General features: G+C 63.2%; 18 protein-coding genes. 10 read left to right on the top strand and 8 right to left on the bottom strand.

Going from position 1 to position 16,844, the window contains the following annotated elements; genetic code table 11:
* Positions 1 to 140 precede the first annotated feature (140 nt).
* On the bottom strand, positions 141 to 542 hold the full coding sequence (locus ACROUL_RS13180) for a DUF6636 domain-containing protein (RefSeq protein ID WP_431299924.1): 402 nt from the start codon (positions 540 to 542) through the stop codon (positions 141 to 143).
* An 11-nt stretch (positions 543 to 553) separates the two neighbouring features.
* Positions 554 to 1,717: a M20 aminoacylase family protein gene (locus ACROUL_RS13185; RefSeq protein ID WP_431299925.1), complete on the bottom strand. Its 1,164-nt coding sequence runs from the start codon at positions 1,715 to 1,717 to the stop codon at positions 554 to 556.
* 261 nt (positions 1,718 to 1,978) lie between these two features.
* Here ACROUL_RS13185 and ACROUL_RS13190 point away from each other — a divergent pair, with 261 nt between their 5' ends.
* The 7 genes from ACROUL_RS13190 to ACROUL_RS13220 all read left to right on the top strand — a co-directional run bounded on the left by ACROUL_RS13190 (position 1,979) and on the right by ACROUL_RS13220 (position 8,442).
* A complete protein-coding gene (locus ACROUL_RS13190; RefSeq protein ID WP_431299926.1) occupies positions 1,979 to 2,617 on the top strand; it encodes an outer membrane protein in 639 nt (212 codons plus the stop codon).
* 74 nt (positions 2,618 to 2,691) lie between these two features.
* Positions 2,692 to 3,522 (top strand): nucleoside triphosphate pyrophosphohydrolase, encoded by an 831-nt coding sequence (mazG, locus tag ACROUL_RS13195; RefSeq protein WP_431299927.1) that lies wholly within the window; start codon positions 2,692 to 2,694, stop codon positions 3,520 to 3,522.
* A 159-nt stretch (positions 3,523 to 3,681) separates the two neighbouring features.
* Complete coding sequence (locus tag ACROUL_RS13200; RefSeq protein WP_431299928.1) at positions 3,682 to 4,680, top strand: Fe(3+) ABC transporter substrate-binding protein; 999 nt, start codon at positions 3,682 to 3,684, stop codon at positions 4,678 to 4,680.
* Positions 4,681 to 4,866: 186 nt separating this feature from the next.
* Entirely contained in the window at positions 4,867 to 5,889 is a 1,023-nt protein-coding gene (locus ACROUL_RS13205; RefSeq protein WP_431299929.1) for a sterol desaturase family protein, read from the top strand.
* Positions 5,890 to 5,945: 56 nt separating this feature from the next.
* On the top strand, positions 5,946 to 6,887 hold the full coding sequence (locus ACROUL_RS13210; RefSeq protein WP_431299930.1) for a nucleoside hydrolase: 942 nt from the start codon (positions 5,946 to 5,948) through the stop codon (positions 6,885 to 6,887).
* A gap of 158 nt (positions 6,888 to 7,045) precedes the next feature.
* Complete coding sequence (locus ACROUL_RS13215; RefSeq protein WP_431299931.1) at positions 7,046 to 7,921, top strand: SMODS domain-containing nucleotidyltransferase; 876 nt, start codon at positions 7,046 to 7,048, stop codon at positions 7,919 to 7,921.
* Entirely contained in the window at positions 7,918 to 8,442 is a 525-nt protein-coding gene (locus tag ACROUL_RS13220; RefSeq protein WP_431299932.1) for a hypothetical protein, read from the top strand. Before ACROUL_RS13215 ends, ACROUL_RS13220 begins: the two co-directional genes overlap by 4 nt.
* Positions 8,443 to 8,641: 199 nt before the next feature.
* On the opposite strand, the gene ACROUL_RS13225 is transcribed toward ACROUL_RS13220, so the two are convergent.
* Positions 8,642 to 9,658: an ATP-binding protein gene (locus ACROUL_RS13225; RefSeq protein ID WP_431299933.1), complete on the bottom strand. Its 1,017-nt coding sequence runs from the start codon at positions 9,656 to 9,658 to the stop codon at positions 8,642 to 8,644.
* Between the two features lie 212 nt (positions 9,659 to 9,870).
* Here ACROUL_RS13225 and ACROUL_RS13230 point away from each other — a divergent pair, with 212 nt between their 5' ends.
* Entirely contained in the window at positions 9,871 to 10,200 is a 330-nt protein-coding gene (locus ACROUL_RS13230) for a hypothetical protein (RefSeq protein WP_431299934.1), read from the top strand.
* A gap of 4 nt (positions 10,201 to 10,204) precedes the next feature.
* Here ACROUL_RS13230 and ACROUL_RS13235 read toward each other — a convergent pair whose 3' ends face one another.
* Genes ACROUL_RS13235 through ACROUL_RS13245 form a run of 3 tightly spaced genes read right to left on the bottom strand, consistent with a single transcriptional unit; the run spans position 10,205 to position 12,255 of the window.
* Complete coding sequence (locus ACROUL_RS13235; RefSeq protein ID WP_431299935.1) at positions 10,205 to 10,723, bottom strand: gamma carbonic anhydrase family protein; 519 nt, start codon at positions 10,721 to 10,723, stop codon at positions 10,205 to 10,207.
* A complete protein-coding gene (gene gmk, locus ACROUL_RS13240) occupies positions 10,720 to 11,352 on the bottom strand; it encodes a guanylate kinase (protein WP_431299936.1) in 633 nt (210 codons plus the stop codon). Before gmk ends, ACROUL_RS13235 begins: the two co-directional genes overlap by 4 nt.
* 3 nt (positions 11,353 to 11,355) lie before the next feature.
* A complete protein-coding gene (locus ACROUL_RS13245; RefSeq protein ID WP_431299937.1) occupies positions 11,356 to 12,255 on the bottom strand; it encodes a YicC/YloC family endoribonuclease in 900 nt (299 codons plus the stop codon).
* A gap of 154 nt (positions 12,256 to 12,409) precedes the next feature.
* Here ACROUL_RS13245 and ACROUL_RS13250 point away from each other — a divergent pair, with 154 nt between their 5' ends.
* The gene (locus ACROUL_RS13250; protein WP_431299938.1) at positions 12,410 to 13,024 is read left to right on the top strand and encodes a PAS domain-containing protein; all 615 of its coding nucleotides are present in this window, start codon (positions 12,410 to 12,412) and stop codon (positions 13,022 to 13,024) included.
* A gap of 32 nt (positions 13,025 to 13,056) precedes the next feature.
* Here ACROUL_RS13250 and ACROUL_RS13255 read toward each other — a convergent pair whose 3' ends face one another.
* Positions 13,057 to 14,427 (bottom strand): class II 3-deoxy-7-phosphoheptulonate synthase, encoded by a 1,371-nt coding sequence (locus tag ACROUL_RS13255; protein WP_431299939.1) that lies wholly within the window; start codon positions 14,425 to 14,427, stop codon positions 13,057 to 13,059.
* 155 nt (positions 14,428 to 14,582) lie between these two features.
* Here ACROUL_RS13255 and ACROUL_RS13260 point away from each other — a divergent pair, with 155 nt between their 5' ends.
* Complete coding sequence (locus ACROUL_RS13260) at positions 14,583 to 15,599, top strand: GlxA family transcriptional regulator (protein ID WP_305570359.1); 1,017 nt, start codon at positions 14,583 to 14,585, stop codon at positions 15,597 to 15,599.
* 13 nt (positions 15,600 to 15,612) lie between these two features.
* On the opposite strand, the gene ACROUL_RS13265 is transcribed toward ACROUL_RS13260, so the two are convergent.
* Positions 15,613 to 16,719, bottom strand: coding sequence for a PQQ-dependent sugar dehydrogenase (locus tag ACROUL_RS13265; protein WP_431299940.1), 1,107 nt, complete (start codon positions 16,717 to 16,719; stop codon positions 15,613 to 15,615).
* Positions 16,720 to 16,844 lie beyond the last annotated feature (125 nt).

The raw sequence follows: 16,844 nt of genomic DNA on the forward strand, positions 1-16,844 counted from the left end.
CGCGCGATTCGCACCGCTTCCCCTTCGCCATATATCCCCTGCGGAGCATACCTGAGCCGGTCCGGGCCCCGCCCGGCCAGCGAGGCAAAAGTCGTGCGCCGGGCCTGCCCGGCGATCATCCTGTCTGGCACCGATCCCCGTCAGAACAGCCGCTGCCGCGCCCGCGCCACCTGAAACCCGTGTCCCTGCCCGTTGGTGCAGGTCATCCCGGTTTCCGCCGACACGCAGGAAATCCCGCCCAACGACACCGCATCGCCATACACCAGCACGGGGTTGCCGGGGTCGATCACCGTGTCGCCGACGCAGGCCAGCACCCCCGCCCCGCGCGCGCCCACCGCGAACGCCAGCCCCCAGTCCAGATCGCAGCCGGGCGGCGCTTCGCGGTAACTCGGCACCAGATCGCGCAGGTCACAACGCGCCTCGGCCCCGCTCGCATCGCGATAGATCATGCAGTGGATGTTTCCGGTCGGCGACTGGAACCCCACGTAGTCCTGCGCCGCCGCCGGCCCCGCCAGCACCAGAAACCCTAGCATCCACCGCATCGTCCGACCCCTCATGCCAAAGGCTGCGCCCGCTCCACCAATGCTGCAAAGAAACTGGCCCCCACCGGCGCCGCCTCGTCGTTGAAATCATAGGCCGGATGGTGCAACCCCGCTCCCGGCCCGATCCCCATGAACAGATACGCCCCCGGCCGCGCTTCCAGCATATAGCTGAAATCCTCCGACCCCATCTCGCGGCCGGCATGCGCGTCCACCGCCTCCGGTCCGACAACCTCCCGCGCCACTTCGGCGGCAAACTCCGCCTCCGCCTCGTGGTTGATCGTCGGCGGATAGCCCCAGTCGTAATCGACCCGCGCCGTCACCCCGTAGGCCGCCGCATGACCCTCCACGATCTCGTGGAACCGCTTCTTCAACAGCGCCCGCACATCAGGCTTGAAGCAACGGATCGTGGCGCAGAACATCGCTTCCTCCGGAATGATGTTTGACGCCGTCCCGGTGTGGATCTGCGTGACCGAAATCACCGCCTCGTCCAGCGCATGGACGTTGCGCGGGATGATCGTCTGCATCGCGCTCACCATTCCCACCAGTGCGACCACCGGATCGACGCATTCATGCGGCGTCGCCCCATGCCCGCCCTTGCCCGTGATATGGACATAGGCCGTGTCAACCGACGCCATCAGCGCCCCCGGCGTGGTGCGGAAATGCCCGAATGCCACGTTCGGCGCGTTGTGGATGCCGTAGACCTGCCCGATGCCAAAGCGGTCCATGATGCCTTCCTGCACCATCACCTGCCCCCCGCCACCATCCTCTTCCGCCGGCTGGAAGATCAACGCCACGCGCCCCGAAAACCGCCGCGTCTCGGCCAGATACTTCGCCGCGCCCAGCAGCATGGTCACATGCCCGTCATGCCCGCAGGCGTGCATCTTGCCCTTCACCGTCGAGGCGTGCTCCGCCCCCGTCAGCTCCTCGATCGGCAGCGCGTCCATGTCGGCGCGCAAGCCGATGGTCGGCCCATCTACCTGCCCATTGATGATCGCAACGATCCCGGTCTTCGCGATCCCCTCGTGGATCTCGTCCACCCCCATCTCGCGCAGCCGCGCCACGATGAACGCCGCCGTCTCATGGCACTCGAACGCCAGTTCCGGGTGCTGATGCAGATGCCGCCGCCAGCCCTTCATTTCCTCGGCATACGACGCGATACGGTTCAGGACGGGCATGGCAGACGTTCCTTCAGGCTTAGATTGAGACTTTGATCAAATCCGAAATCCGATGGAACCTCAATCAGTGAAGCGACAGCCGCGCCGAACGGTCACGACCCCGCGCACCCCGCCTGAAGGTCCGTGGCAGCAATGGCGGCCAACGATGATGCAAAACCGCATCATCCCGGCAGAATCGGCGCGGCGTACCGGGTTCGATTGGCTCACATGCAGTAATTGCAGTATGATGTGAATTATAACAAGTTAGCAAAGGAGCCTGAAATGAAAACCTCCATCCTTGCCGCTGCGGCGCTGGCTGGTCTGGCCGCCCCAAGCTTTGCCGGCGGACCGATCGCCGTCGCGGAAGAGCCGGTTACCGTCGCTCCCGCAGCGCCGGTCGCCCAGCCGGTCGATTGGTCAGGGCCCTACGCCGGACTTTCCTTTGGCATCGGCTCCGGCGACACTCAGACTGAAGGCGAGTCCGCCGACTACGACGACGGCAACGTGGCAAGCATCTTGGCCGGTTACAATTTCCAAAGCGGGAACTTGGTCTACGGCGCCGAACTAGGGTACAGTTCGGTCTCCGACATGGTCCTTGTGGGCGACGATCTTGGCGGCGACGACACTTTCGACTCGATGATCGATTTGCGCGGCCGCGTCGGCTATTCGGCAGGAAAGGCACTGATCTACGGTGCCTTGGGCTATGCATGGGGTGAAACCACGATCAACGGGTCAGACAGCGCTTCCGCAGATGGCGTCAGCCTGGGTCTGGGCGTCGATTATCTTGTAAGTGACCAGATCTTCCTCGGCCTCGACTACACCAGCCGCAATCTGTCGGGCACCGATGAAAACCCCGACAACACTTTCGACTTCGACGCAACGGTCAATACCGTAAGCTTCCGCGTCGGGATGTCCTTCTGATCGCATCGCGGGGGCTGGCAACGGCCCCCGCACTCCCGTTAGGCTGACCCCGCACAACCGACCGGGGCCGCCAGATGACCGACATTTCCACCACTTCCTCCGACACCGGCATCCCTCGCCTTCTTGCCATCATGGCACGCCTGCGCGACCCCGCCACCGGCTGCCCCTGGGACATCGAACAAACCTTCGCCACCATCGCCCCCTACACGGTCGAGGAAGCGCACGAGGTTGCCGACGCCATCGAACGCCAGGCTTGGGACGAGTTGAAGGGTGAACTCGGCGACCTTCTCTTCCAGACCGTCTACCATTCCCAGATGGCCAGTGAGGCTGGCCTCTTCACCTTCGCCGATGTGACCGAAGCGATCAGCGCCAAGATGATCGCCCGCCACCCCCATGTCTTCGGCACCCAGTCTCGCGACAAGACCGCCGCCCAGCAAACCGCCGACTGGGAGGCGCAGAAGGCCGCCGAACGCGGCGCGGCCACCCCAGCTGCCCGCATCCTCGACGGCATTGCCCTGTCCCTCCCCGCCCTCACCCGCGCGCTGAAACTGCAAAACCGCGCCGCCCGCGTCGGATTTGACTGGCCCTCCACGGCCGAGGTGCTCGATAAGCTCACCGAAGAGGCCGCCGAACTCGTCGAAGCCCGCGACACCCTCACCCAGACCGAGATCACCGAGGAAATGGGCGACCTCCTCTTCGTCATGGCCAACCTCGCCCGCCACCTGAAGGTCGATCCCGAAGCCGCCCTGCGCGCCGCCAATCAGAAATTCACCCGCCGTTTCCAGCGCATCGAAGACTGGCTTGCCCAGGCCGGCAAGACCCCCGCCGACAGCGACCTCGCCGAAATGGACGCCCTCTGGAACCGCGCCAAACACGAAGAAAAGGGCGCCGCCCCCACAGGATGAAGCACTTCGTCCGCTCTTGTAGGGGAGGAAGAGGAAGGGGGCGCCGCCGCAGACGCTTCACTCCGCCGCAGGCAATTCCCGACTACTTCACTCAACCTCTCTTGACCAAAGTAAAAGACTCAGGTTTAACCGCCCGGCAACCACACACCGGAGCCTGACATGCTGCGCCTCTCGACCCTTGCCCTTCTGGCACTCTCCACCCCTGTCCTCGCGCAAGAGGTCAACGTCTACTCCCACCGCCAGCCCGAACTGATCCAGCCCCTCGTCGATGCCTTCACTGCCGAAACCGGCATCACCGTCAACGTGGCTTTCGTCGACAAGGGCATGGCCGAACGCCTGCAGGCCGAAGGCGACCGCTCGCCTGCCGACCTCGTCCTCACCGTCGACATCGCCCGCCTGACCCAGATCGTCGACGCCGACGTGACGCAAGCCGTGCAGTCCGACGTGCTTGAAGCCAACATCCCCGCCGCCTTGCGCGATGCCAACGACCACTGGTTCGGCCTCACCGCCCGCGCCCGCATCGTCTACGCCTCGAAAGACCGCGTCGCCGACGGCGAGGTCACAACCTACGAAGACCTCGCCGATCCCAAGTGGAAAGGCCGCATCTGCACCCGCTCCGGCACCAACGATTACAACGTCGCCCTCACCGCCGCCGTTCTCGCCCATCACGGCCCCGAGGCGACCAAGGCCTGGCTTGAAGGCCTCAAGGCCAACCTCGCCCGCAAACCTGATGGCGGCGACCGCGATCAGGTCAAGGCCATCGCCGCCGGGGAATGCGATATCGCCATCGGCAACACCTACTACATCGGCCAAATGCTCGCCGACCCGGAACAGAAACCCGCCGCCGAAACCGTGCGCATCGTGTTCCCGACGTTTGAAGGCGGCGGCACCCACGTGAACATTTCTGGCGTGGCGATGACGAAATCGGCCCCGAACAAGGAAAACGCGCTGAAGTTCATGGAATGGCTGTCCGGCGACACCGCACAGAAGATCTACGCCGAAACCAACTTCGAATACCCGGTGAAGCCCGGCGTCGAACGCTCCGCGCTCGTCGCTTCATGGGGTGACTTCACTCCCGACAGCAAGCCCCTGACCGACCTCGCCGCCCTGCGCGGCGATGCGCTGAAACTGATCGAGGAAGTCAACTTCGACGGCTGATAGGCCCCTCACCCATCGCCACCGACCGAAGCCGGCACCCAGCCGGCTTCGCGCATTCCGGGGGATCGCTGCGCTGCGAAACCGCTCACGCCAGCCCCACATTCCCCGATCAGGTCTGCATTCAGTCTGACATTTGCCACGAATCTGGTGTCAATCTTGCCCCGAAACCGGAATCGGGCTGAATTGATGGACACTCTGCACACCCTCGCGGCCAGCTACTACGCCCACGCGCAGTCGGTCTTCCTGCAAACCTTCGATGCCGAAAGCCGCCTCTTCTACCTCTACCTCGTGACCTCGCTGCTGTTCGCCTGGGTGCTCTGGCACCGCGCCCGCGCCGCAAACCGCGACACCGGCTCGTTCCTGCGGTTCCTCTTCCCCACCCGCGTCTGGAGCAATCCCTCCGCCTGGCTCGACGTGCGCTACTTCTTCTTCCACCAGCTTCTCGGCAACTTCGCCATGCTCGGCGTCAGCCTTGCCGCAACCGTCTTCGTCTTCCAGCTCCTCACCGGCTTCGACGGGCTGCAAGACATCACCAGCGCCACCGTCCTGCAAGGCTGGCAGGGCGCGGCCCTCGCCATCGCCTTCATGACCGTTTCCTTCGTGGTGTCCGACTTCACCGCCTTCTTCCTGCACTTCCTCCAGCACAAGATCCCGCTCCTGTGGCAGTTCCACAAGGTCCACCACAGCGCCGAAGTCATGCACCCGCTGTCGAACTTCCGCGAACACCCGATCGACGAACTGGCCTACCACCTCGGCATCGGCGCCACCTACGGGCTGGTCGTGGCGCTGTCCGTCCTCACCATCGGCTACGTCCCCGACATCCCCCTGATCCTCGGCGTGCCGATCTTCGTCTTCCTCTTCAACGTCGCGGGCTACAGCCTTCGCCACTCGCACATCTGGCTGCGCTGGCCCGGCCGCTGGTCGATGGTCTTCCCCTCGCCCGCCCACCACCAGGTCCACCACTCCAGCCACCCCGACCACCTCGACAAGAACTTCGCCTTCTTCTTCCCGATCTGGGATGTCATCTTCGGCTGCTACATCATGCCCGAAGACAACCGCGACGTGAAATTCGGCGTCACCGAAAAGGACCGCGGGCACGAGCTGAACTCCTGCGTCAAGCTCTACGTCCTGCCCTTCCGCGACGCCTGGCGCCTCCTCACCCGCAAACGCCCGAAAGCCCCCGCGCAAGACCCCGCGACCCCCGGCTGACCACTGGACTTCCCCCCACCCATCGGCTTTCCTCGCCCCAAACGCAGGAGCCCGCCATGACCCACCCCCGCCGCATCATCATCGACACCGACCCAGGGCAAGACGACGCCGTGGCCATCCTCCTCGCCCTCGCCTCGCCCGAAGACCTGCACGTCCTCGGCATCACCGCCGTCGCCGGCAACGTCCCCCTCCCCCTGACCGAGCGTAACGCCCGCATCATCGTCGACCTCGCCCGCGCCACCGTCCCCGTCTACGCCGGCTGCGACGCCCCCCTCGCCCGCAAACTTGTCACCGCCGAGCATGTCCACGGCAAGACCGGCCTTAACGGCATCGAGCTTCCCACCCCCGTCACCCCGCTGCAACCGCAGCACGCCGTCGACTTCCTGATCGAAACCCTCCGGCGCGAGCCTGCGGGCACCGTCACCCTCTGCCCCCTTGGCCCCCTCACCAACATCGCCACCGCCTTCAACCGCGCCCCCGACATCATCCCCCGCGTGGCCGAGATCGTGCTGATGGGCGGCGGATATTTCGAGGGCGGCAACATCACCCCCGCGGCCGAGTTCAACATCTACGTCGATCCCGAAGCCGCTGACATCGTGTTCAAATCCGGCGTCCCCCTCGTCGTGATGCCGCTCGACGTCACCCACAAGGCCCTCACCTCGCGCGACTGGGTCGAAGGCATGCGCGCCCTCGGCACCCCCGTAGGCCACGCCGTCGCCGCCTGGACCGACTTCTTCGAACGCTTCGACACCGCCAAATACGGCTCCGAAGGCGCCCCCCTGCACGACCCCTGCGTGATCGCCTACCTGTTGGAGCCCACCCTCTTCCACGGCCGCCACATCAACGTGGAAATCGAGCTTGTCAGCCCCCTCACCCTCGGCATGACCGTCGCCGACTGGTGGCGCGTGACGAAACGCGAGCCGAACGCGATGTTCATGGGCGGCGTGGACCGGGACGGGTTCTACCGGCTGTTGACGGAGCGGTTGGGGAGGTTGTGAGGAGTCACCGATTCTAGCTGTCGCTCGCACCTTGCGGATGAATAACGTCACAGGAACAATATTTAAGGTTGCAAAATGACAACCAATCCGACATTAATCTTTCTAGAAAACTCTGATATTCACAGAAACTCAGCTATTAGACAAAGGGATAGCAGGAATTGTCGGTTAGTGGTCGTTTTGACGCCTTTATCAGCAATATTAGCCAGACCGATGCGCAAAAAACGGCAGGCGCGGGTCGGCGCGCTAGTGTCATAAGGGCTTTGAACTCGCACTATTGGGGTTCCAGTAGCGAAACCGCGAATTCAAAGTACGTCGGGTCTTGGGGTAAATTTACTCGGATCAGGCCACCGCGTGACGTTGACGTGCTCTTCGAGCTTCCCAAATCAACTTATGATAAGTTTCAGAGCAGGTCGGGAAACAAGCAATCCCAACTATTGCAGGAAGTTAAAGGTATCCTCGCCACCAGTTTTCCGAATACGGACATTCGAGGTGACGGACCAGTAGTTAAGGTTCCGTTCACCTCATACAACGTTGAAGTAGCTCCTGCATTCAAGCTTACCACCGGGCAATATTGGGTGTGCATGACGAACGACGGCGGGCATTACAAGTCTGCCGACTATGATGCCGAGATCAAAGCTGTGAAGGACAGTAATGACATCACCAAAGGCAATACACGCAACCTCATCCGAATGATGAAATGTTGGCAAGGGCATTGCGGCGTGCCGTTGAAGTCATTTTGGATCGAGTTGATCGCCATCGAGTTTCTGGCTGGATGGGAGAATCGAGACAAATCTTCCGTTTACTACGATTGGATGGTTCGGGATTTTTTCAAGTACTTAGAGCTCAAAGTATATGGGAGCGTTTTTGCACCGGGGACCTATGAGCAAATGTATCTTGGTGACGCATGGCTGACGAAAGCGCAGACGGCGCGCCAGCGAGCAGAGAAGGCCTGTATCCTTGAAACAGACGACCCGATTAGTGCAGGGGAAGAGTGGCAGAAGATCTTTGGGGCGGACATTCCGAGGTACACATGACACAACAGCGCGTAAATGAACTTGTTAAAGAGTGCCGTCGCCAAGAAGAGTCTTGCAAGTATACGGCTGCGGGCTTGTACAACTGGCAAAAGACTGCCCAGCTTTGGAAGAATGGATTCATTATTGCACCAATCGTCTTAGGCGGCTTCGCATCTTCTCAACTAATTAATGACGGGGCCAACCCTGCGACTTGGACCAACTATGTCGCTGCAGGCCTTGCTCTTTTAGCTGGCTTCTTCCCCGCCATTTTCGAGGCCTTAGGAATGGACATGCGGGTCCGCGAGATCGGCACCGCAGCTGGTGAATTTACGAACCTTAGGGACCGCTTCCGTTTGTTGGGTAATGTTGGAGCAGACATGACCTTTGAAGAACTTAATCCCGCTTTCGAGCAGTTGATGGACCGCATGGACGCCGCGCGGAAGACATCGCCGCCGTTGCCTGAACGTTACTTCAAGGAAGGGCGCTCAAAGATCGAGGCTGGCGATTACGACTTTGAAATCGATGAACCAAAGGCAAAATAGAAATCGTAGGTCGGGGTTTACCCCGACTCTTTTGCGAATTGTGGGAAAGTGAATGGCGGGGTGAACCCCGCCCTACATCCATTCACCCCTCATACCCCCCTAACAAACCCCTAACACCCAAAAATTCCCCAACAAAATCAATATCTCTTTCCATGTCCCACCGTGGGACACGCAAAGCGGAAGCCACTGCGGCCTCCCCCTACCCCAGCGGCAGCACCACCGAAAACCGGCTCCCCTCGCCCACCACGCTCTCCACCCGCAGCCACCCCCGGTGCCGGCTCACGATATGCTTCACGATGGCCAGCCCCAGCCCCGTCCCCCCCTTCTCCCGGCTCCGGTGGCTATCGACCCGGTAGAACCTTTCCGTCAGCCGCGGGATATGGACCGCGGAAATCCCCTCGCCCTCGTCCGCCACCTCCACCCGCACCGCCCGCCCCCGGATCGTGTCCTCGAACCCCACCGTCACCCGCACCTCCCCCGCGCCGCCATACTTCACCGCGTTCTCGATCAGGTTCGTGAACACCTGCGTCAGCTGGTCCCCGTCCCCCGCCAACTCCACCGGCCCCGCCGCGCTCACCGCCACCCGCGCGCCCGAAGCCTCCGCCAGCGGCGCCAGCGTATCGACCACCCCCGCGATGATCCCCACCAGCTCCACCCGCTCGCGCGGCCGCACCCGCTCCTCCGCCTCGACCCGGCTCAGGTGCAAAAGGTCCTGCACCAGCCGGTTCATCCGCCCCGCCTCCTGCTCCATGATCCCCAGGAACCGTTCCCGCGCCACCGGGTCATCCTTCGCCGCAAACCGCAGCGTCTCAATGAACCCCATCAGGGCCGTCAACGGGGTGCGCAGCTCGTGGCTCACATTGGCCACGAAATCCCGCCGCATCTGCCCCGCCCGCTCCTCCTCGCTGACATCGCGGAATACACACAGGACCGTCTGCTCGCCCAAGCCCGCGACGGTCACCAGGTAAATCTCCTCCCGCGCCTCACGCGACAGCACACAGCGCACCTCTTGCACCGCCCCGCCCGCCTGCACCTCTGCCACCGCCTTCAGCAAAGCAGGATTACGGATCGCCAAGGCCAGATGCCGCCCGACCAGCCCCTCACCCAAAAGCCCCAACGCCGCCTCGTTGACCTGCAACAGCCGATCAAGCGGCCCGACGGCGATCGCGGGCAGCGGTATTCCGGCCAACATGCAGACAATGAGGTCTGAATTCACAAGATTGTCCCACGCTCAAGCTCAAAGGTCTCGGAATCGATCCGTATGCGCCATCCCTAGGCCACAATTTGGGGCGATTCGATATGGGTTAGTTGTTTTTTGAAGGTGCCCGGCTGTTCGACCGACTTCCCGTTGCGCGAGGTGGTGGTGATCTTCCCGTGTCATATTATCAGCAGTTTTCCTGGCATGCCTTCTGCAAGGGCATCTCGGTCATGAACATCGAAGCAACCCGTATGACCATCGGTTTCGGTCCGGGCGCGGTGCCGTCGGTACCGGCATATGCCGAGGGGGTGACCAGCGTCGCCTTCTCTGACTTGGTGCATGGCACGGTGGATTTTGCCAACTGTGCCCTTGTCATCACGCCCCTGTTCGGACCCGGGTTCGACGCGATCGAACTTCTGGAGCAGCTTGCAGAGACGCCGTTTTGCGGCAGCGTCCGGGTCGAGGCGCCAAAGCTTCCCAACAAGCGTCTCGTCCTGCGCGAGCTTCGGTCGGTCGCTGACCGCAGCGGCATCACCGTGGAACTGGTCGAGCTTTACTGAGCCCTCAGCAGGCGACCAACCCGTCGCGAAACCGGCGCGCGTTGGCCTGATAGCCAAGCGCGGATAGCAAAAGCTTCGCCCGCGCGTCCGCATCAAGCATCCGGATCACCTTCCCAGGCGCGCCCATCACCAAGGCGCCATCGGGAATTTCCTTGCCCTCGGTGATCAGCGCACCAGCGCCAATCAGGCAGCCCGCACCGATCCGCGCGCCGTTCAGAACCGTGGCCCCCATCCCGATCAGCGATCCATCCCCAATCATGCAGCCATGCAGCGTCGCCCGGTGACCGATGGTGCAATCGCGCCCGATGGTCAGCGGATAGCCCAGATCGGTATGCAGCACGCAGGCTTCCTGCACGTTCGACCCGGGCCCGACGCGGATTTCCTCGGTATCGCCGCGCAAGGTTGCGCCAAACCAGACCGAACTGTCCGGCCCAAGCATCACCCGACCGATGATGTTTGCGTCAGGTGCCACCCAGGACGACACACTGATATCAGGCACCAGCCCGTCAAGAGCGTAAATCATCTTGCGGCAAACTCCTCGTTCAATCCGCGCACGAACTCTGACAGCGCCGGCTGGCGGTCGCGCCGCAGACGCTGGCCCTGCACGATGGTTTTCATATCCTCGAACGTCGCATCAAGGTCGGTATTTACCAGCACGAAATCATATTCGGCCCAATGGCTGATTTCGTCACGGCTTTTTGCCATCCGAGCGGCGATCACCTCGTCACTGTCTTGCCCGCGGCCGCGCAGCCGCCGCTCCAGTTCCGCAATCGACGGCGGCAGGATGAAGATCGACACCACGTCATCGCGCATCGACTGCTTGATCTGCTGGCCACCCTGCCAGTCAATGTCGAACACAGTGTCGCGCCCCGCCTTCATCGCCGCTTCGACCGGGCCGCGCGGCGAGCCATAGAGGTTGCCAAACACCTCGGCGTGTTCCAGCATGTCGCCGGCTGCGACCATCGCGTTGAAGTCGTCGCGGCTGCGGAAGTAATATTCGCGTCCGTCGGTTTCACCCGGGCGGGGCGGCCGGGTGGTTGCGGAGACGGAAAACCGCATGGTCGGGTCCCACTCCATCAGCATCCGCGACAAAGTGGATTTGCCGGCACCCGAAGGCGACGACAGGATCAACAGAAGGCCGCGGCGGATCATGACCTATTCCACATTCTGCACCTGCTCGCGCATCTGATCTATGGTGGTCTTGAGGTCAAGCCCGATGCGGGTCAAAGCCAGCGCCTGCGCCTTGGAACAGAGGGTGTTCGCCTCGCGCATGAACTCCTGCATCAGGAAATCGAACTTGCGTCCCACCGGGCCGCGTTCCGCCAACAGCGCGCGGGCAGCGTCGACATGTGCCGCCAGGCGGTCCAATTCCTCTTGCACGTCGGTCTTGACGGCGATCAGGGCCAGTTCCTGGGCAAGGCGCGCTTCGTCAACTCCGCCGATGGCTTCCAGAACCTTGGCAAGGGCGTCTTTCAACGCCTCGGCCTGGCTGTCGCGCCGGGCCGCCGCCTCGGCCGTGGCACGGCGCGTCAGGTCTGCCACGCGGTCAAGCTGGGCGGCGATCACGTCGGCAAGCGCAGCGCCTTCGGCCTGTCGCATCACCGACAGATCCGCAAGGACCGCCGGCAACCCGGCCAAGATCGCGTCGCGCAACGGGGCGGTATCCGGATCGGCCGCGCTGGCATCCAGCACGCCGCGCATTGAAAGGACATCCGCCGCCGAAGGTCGCGCCAGCGTCACACCTGCGGCCGTGGCCGTGGCTTCGATCCGTGCCAGAGCCGCCAGCGTTGCCGCAAGCGCCGGCTCGTTCAGCCGCAGCGCATCGGTCGCCTCGGCGGACACATCGCGGCTGACCTTCAGGGTAAGACTGATGCTGCCACGGCTCATCGCCTTTTGCAGCTCGGCGCGCAGGGCCTGTTCCAGTCCGTCGATCCAGTCTGGCACCCGAAGCCGCAGGTCCAGCCCCTTGCCGTTGACCGACCGCACGTCCCAACTCCAGCTGTATCCAACCCCGGCTCCGCGCCCTCCGGCGAACCCCGTCATCGAAGTGGTCATCCCAGCCCTTCCCGCCTCGAGCGAGGCGATGTTTACCATTTGATTAGATTTTCGTCCGAATCCCTGCCGCCGGGTGTAACTTGGCCCGAACCCCGACAGAAGACGCAAGCAGCGCCTTCCGGTCTGGAAACACCGCTCGTCATCGGAGGTCAAGATGGACGCTGGCATCTTTGGAACACCCCGCCCACCGATGCCGCAACTGGCTGGCGGGCCTGCCGCTCTGGTGCGGGGATATTGGGAAGCCCTGCGAACGGACGGCGGCATCCCCTTGCGCGCCGCGATTGATCCGCGCGGGCTGAGTGGTGCCCTCGACCGCGTGTTTCTTGCCGAACGGATCGGAGCCGGCCTTGCCCAGGTTCGGCTTTCGGGAACCCGTGTGAACGAACTTTCCGGCATGGATGTACGCGGCCTGCCGCTTTCCTGTCTTTTCCATCCCGACGCGCGCGGCGAACTGTCCCGCGTGGTGGAAGGCGTGTTTAAAGGCCCAAGGGGCGCCGAACTGCATCTGACCGCCAGAAAAGAGCTTGGCCGTCCGTTGCTGGCCGCCCGCCTGCTTCTGCTGCCCCTTCTGGACCGGGCGGGCGATTGCACGCTTTTGCTGGGCTGCATCGACATTGGCGGCGAAATCGGGCGTGCCCCACGCCGCTTCGACATCCTGCGTTCGGTGGAGGAGCGGTTGCTTTGCGCCGCCGACCCCGCGCCAGAGCCCGCTGCGCAAAGCGCAAAGGCGGCGCAAAGCTACCTTCGGCTGGTCTACTCGGCCGACTGACATCCCTGTCACTCGGCCGAGTGCCGTTGAGACTAGAACGCCACGCGGCGCGCGGCTTCGCGCTGCGACGAAAGCTCTTCAGCCACGAGGAAGGCCAGTTCCAGCGACTGGCTGGCGTTCAGGCGCGGGTCGCAGGCGGTGTGGTAGCGGTCCGACAGATCCTCGTCCGTCACCGCGCGCAGACCGCCGGTGCATTCGGTTACATCCTTGCCTGTCATCTCGAAATGAACACCGCCCGGAACCGTGCCTTCCGCCTTGTGGATCGCAAAGAACTCGCGCACTTCGCGCAAAACGGAATCGAACGGCCGGGTCTTGTAGCCGGTCGAGGACTTGATCGTGTTGCCATGCATCGGGTCACAGGACCAGACTACATTGGCACCTTCGGACTGCACCGTCCTGATCAGGCGCGGCAGGTGTTCGCCAACCTTGCCGGCCCCGAAGCGGGCGATCAAGGTCAGGCGGCCCGGCTCGTTTTCCGGGTTCAGCTTGGCCATCAGCACCTTCAGGTCGTCCGCCGTGGTCGACGGGCCGCACTTCAGGCCGACCGGGTTCAGCACACCGCGCGCAAATTCGACATGTGCGCCGTCAGGCTGGCGCGTGCGGTCACCGATCCAGATCATGTGGCCCGATCCGGCAACATTCTGGCCGGTGATGCTGTCCACGCGGCACAGCGCCTCTTCGTATTCCAACAGCAGCGCTTCGTGGCTGGTGTAGAAATCGACGCGGCTCAGTTCGTTTGCCGTCTCGCTGTTCACCCCGGCGGCGTTCATGAAATCGAGCGCGTCCGAGATGCGGTTCGACAGTTCGCGGTAGCGTTCCGCCTTGTCATGTTCGGCAAAGCCAAGCGTCCAGCTGTGCACACGGTGAATGTCGGCAAAGCCGCCGGTTGAAAACGCGCGCAGCAGGTTGAGGCTGGCCGCCGCCTGCGTGTAGGCCTGCAACATCCGCTGCGGATCGGGGCGGCGGGCTTCGGGGGTGGCGTCAAAGCCGTTGATGATGTCGCCACGGTAGGATGGATATTCCACCCCGCCGATCACCTCAGTCGGCGCCGAGCGCGGCTTGGCGAACTGGCCCGCCATGCGGCCGACCTTGATCACCGGCACCTTTGCGCCGTAGGTCAGCACGACGGCCATCTGCAGCATCACGCGGAAGGTGTCGCGAATGTTGTCGGCGGAAAATTCCGCGAAGCTTTCGGCGCAGTCACCGCCCTGCAGCAGGAACGCCTTGCCTTCGGACGCAAGCGCCAACTGCTTTTTCAGACGTCGCGCCTCACCTGCAAAAACCAGCGGCGGGTATTTCGCAAGCTGTGCTTCCGCCGCTTTCAACGCCCCCTGATCGGGATAATCCGGCATTTGCACACGCGGCTTCGCGCGCCAATCCGATTTCGTCCATCCCTTTGTCATAGGTCGTCTCCAGTCTTTCGGGTCAATCGCGAGCCGTATACGCCGCTCATCCCCCCTTGCAAAGAGCGTTTGGCCCAAATCCGGCGTTTCGACCCTTGCTAAGCCCCCGATTTTCAGGTTCGGTGGCCCGCAAACGACACGAACAGGTCGCAGACATGACGCTCCCCCCTCGCAAAGCGACGCAAACTACCAAGGCCGCAACGCCACGGCGCTTTGTCTTTCTGCTGCTCGACAAGTTCACGATGATCAACTTCGCGGGTGCGATCGAACCCCTGCGGCTTGCAAACCATGTGGTCGGCGAGCCGCTTTACACTTGGGCGCTATGCGGCGAAGGCACCGAAAAGACCTGTTCCAACGGCGCGACCTTCAAGCTGGATTTCGGGCTTGAAGAGATCGAGCGCGAAGACACCGTGCTGGTTTGCGGCGGCATCGACATCCAGCGCACCACCACCAAGGGCGTGATCAGCTGGCTGCGGCGCGAGGCGCGGCGTGGCGTCACCATCGGCGGGCTTTGCACCGGGTCTTACGCGCTGGCCAAGGCCGGACTGCTGGATGGCAAGAAGGCCACGATCCACTGGGAGAACCAGGACGGTTTTGCCGAGGAATTCGAGGATGTGAAGCTGACGAAATCGGTCTTTGTGATGGACGGCAACCGCTGGTCGACGGCGGGCGGGATATCCTCGATCGACCTGATGCTGCGCATCATCGCCTCGGACCACGGCGAGGATCTGGCCAACAACGTCGCCGACCTGATGATCTATTCTACCATCCGCACAGATCAGGATACCCAGCGCCTGTCGATCCCGACCCGGATCGGGGTGCGGCATCCGAAGCTGAGCCAGGTCATCCAGATGATGGAAGGCAACATCGAAGACCCTATGTCGCCTGCCGATCTGGCCGAGGAAGTGGGGATGTCCACCCGACAGCTGGAACGCCTGTTCCGCCGCTATCTCAGCCGCAGCCCGAAGCGGTACTACATGGAACTGCGCCTGCAAAAGGCGCGCAACCTTCTGATGCAGACCGACATGAGCGTGATCAACGTGGCCCTGGCTTGCGGTTTTGCCAGCCCGTCGCATTTCTCCAAATGCTACCGCAGCCATTACAACACCACCCCCTACCGCGAACGCGGAACGCAAGGCGGGCCGGGGATCGGCGCGCGGCTGTCGATCTGATCTGTCTGCGGCCCTACTTGACCGGAGCCATGCGGTACGCGGCACCATCATACACCGACAGGAACCAGATCGAGCCGTCTGGTGCTTCCACCACGTCGCGCACGCGGCCCGTTTCGGGACTGCTTATCCGCTCCTCGGCATATCCGTTGTCGGGATTCAGTCGGGAAACATAATCAAACTTGAGACTGCCGGTAAACACATCTCCCGCCCAAGCCGAAACCAGCGCCCCCGAATAGAAAGCCAAGCCCGAGGGTGCAATCGACGGGTCCCAATAGAACACCGGCTGCTCCATTCCCGGTTTCGCTTGTCCCTCGCCTATCTGACCGCCGCCGTAATCTTCGCCGTAGGCAATCACTGGCCAGCCATAGTTGCGCCCCGCCTCGACGCGGTTCAACTCGTCACCGCCCTGGGCGCCGTGTTCCACGACCCAAAGCCCGCCTTGCACATCCAGTGCCATGCCTTGCGGGTTGCGATGCCCCAGAGAGTGAACGCCCGGCAAGGTACCCGGCAGGACGGTGGCGGGGCTTCCGTCGCGGTTCAGATGGATGATCTTGCCTTCGGCGCGCATCGGGTCCTGCGCTTCCAGACCGTCAGGCCCGGTGCCGCGATCACCGACCGCAAGAAAGATCGTGCCATCCACCGCCTCTACCACCCGCGATCCGAAATGCCGCCCGCCGCGCCCACCTTCGGGCGATATGAACACCGGCTCGAACCCTTCCAGCCGGGTGCCATCCCCGCTCAGCACGGCCCTGCCAAGCGCCGTCCCCGCGCCGCGTCCCTGCGGCAGGGAGTAGCTCAGCCAGATTTCGCGGCTTTGGGCAAAGTCGCGCGGCACCAAGATGTCCAAAAGCCCCCCCTGCCCTTCGGCATAGACCTCCGGCAGCCCCGAAACCTGAACCGGCTCGGCACCGGGGGCCGCGAACAGTTTCAGCGCGCCCTCCCGCTCGGTGATCAGGAACATGCCATCCGGCAGGAAGCCAAGCCCCCAGGGTTCCTCCAGCCCCGTCGCCACCAGTTCGATCCGCATCGGGCCGGCACTGGTTTCCACCACGCTTGCGGCGACCGCCCCGCTGGAAGCCAGCACCAGTGTCCCCGTCAGAACCCATACCGATCCGCGCATCCCAAAACCCCCGCATCCTGCGTGCAACATCGGCGAAGGTAAGCAGTCTTGCCGGGTATTCCAGCAACTCCCCGGAAATGTGACCGAAGCCAGCCGCGGCGGGAACCAGACCCGGATTGTAAGCG

The sequence above is a fragment of the Tabrizicola sp. BL-A-41-H6 genome, assembly GCF_050632395.1.
Taxonomy (GTDB): domain Bacteria; phylum Pseudomonadota; class Alphaproteobacteria; order Rhodobacterales; family Rhodobacteraceae; genus JAUYQR01.

What these genes read in the sequence shown, in the direction of transcription:
- mazG (WP_431299927.1), top strand. Translation starts at nt 2,692, where the DNA reads ATGACCGACATTTCCACCACTTCCTCCGACACCGGCATCCCTCGCCTT.
- ACROUL_RS13245 (WP_431299937.1), bottom strand. Translation starts at nt 12,255, where the DNA reads ATGACCACTTCGATGACGGGGTTCGCCGGAGGGCGCGGAGCCGGGGTT.
- ACROUL_RS13250 (WP_431299938.1), top strand. Translation starts at nt 12,410, where the DNA reads ATGGACGCTGGCATCTTTGGAACACCCCGCCCACCGATGCCGCAACTG.
- ACROUL_RS13205 (WP_431299929.1), top strand. Translation starts at nt 4,867, where the DNA reads ATGGACACTCTGCACACCCTCGCGGCCAGCTACTACGCCCACGCGCAG.
- ACROUL_RS13180 (WP_431299924.1), bottom strand. Translation starts at nt 542, where the DNA reads ATGCGGTGGATGCTAGGGTTTCTGGTGCTGGCGGGGCCGGCGGCGGCG.
- ACROUL_RS13210 (WP_431299930.1), top strand. Translation starts at nt 5,946, where the DNA reads ATGACCCACCCCCGCCGCATCATCATCGACACCGACCCAGGGCAAGAC.
- ACROUL_RS13220 (WP_431299932.1), top strand. Translation starts at nt 7,918, where the DNA reads ATGACACAACAGCGCGTAAATGAACTTGTTAAAGAGTGCCGTCGCCAA.
- ACROUL_RS13235 (WP_431299935.1), bottom strand. Translation starts at nt 10,723, where the DNA reads ATGATTTACGCTCTTGACGGGCTGGTGCCTGATATCAGTGTGTCGTCC.
- ACROUL_RS13255 (WP_431299939.1), bottom strand. Translation starts at nt 14,427, where the DNA reads ATGACAAAGGGATGGACGAAATCGGATTGGCGCGCGAAGCCGCGTGTG.
- gmk (WP_431299936.1), bottom strand. Translation starts at nt 11,352, where the DNA reads ATGATCCGCCGCGGCCTTCTGTTGATCCTGTCGTCGCCTTCGGGTGCC.
- ACROUL_RS13260 (WP_305570359.1), top strand. Translation starts at nt 14,583, where the DNA reads ATGACGCTCCCCCCTCGCAAAGCGACGCAAACTACCAAGGCCGCAACG.
- ACROUL_RS13190 (WP_431299926.1), top strand. Translation starts at nt 1,979, where the DNA reads ATGAAAACCTCCATCCTTGCCGCTGCGGCGCTGGCTGGTCTGGCCGCC.
- ACROUL_RS13200 (WP_431299928.1), top strand. Translation starts at nt 3,682, where the DNA reads ATGCTGCGCCTCTCGACCCTTGCCCTTCTGGCACTCTCCACCCCTGTC.
- ACROUL_RS13230 (WP_431299934.1), top strand. Translation starts at nt 9,871, where the DNA reads ATGAACATCGAAGCAACCCGTATGACCATCGGTTTCGGTCCGGGCGCG.
- ACROUL_RS13265 (WP_431299940.1), bottom strand. Translation starts at nt 16,719, where the DNA reads ATGCGCGGATCGGTATGGGTTCTGACGGGGACACTGGTGCTGGCTTCC.
- ACROUL_RS13185 (WP_431299925.1), bottom strand. Translation starts at nt 1,717, where the DNA reads ATGCCCGTCCTGAACCGTATCGCGTCGTATGCCGAGGAAATGAAGGGC.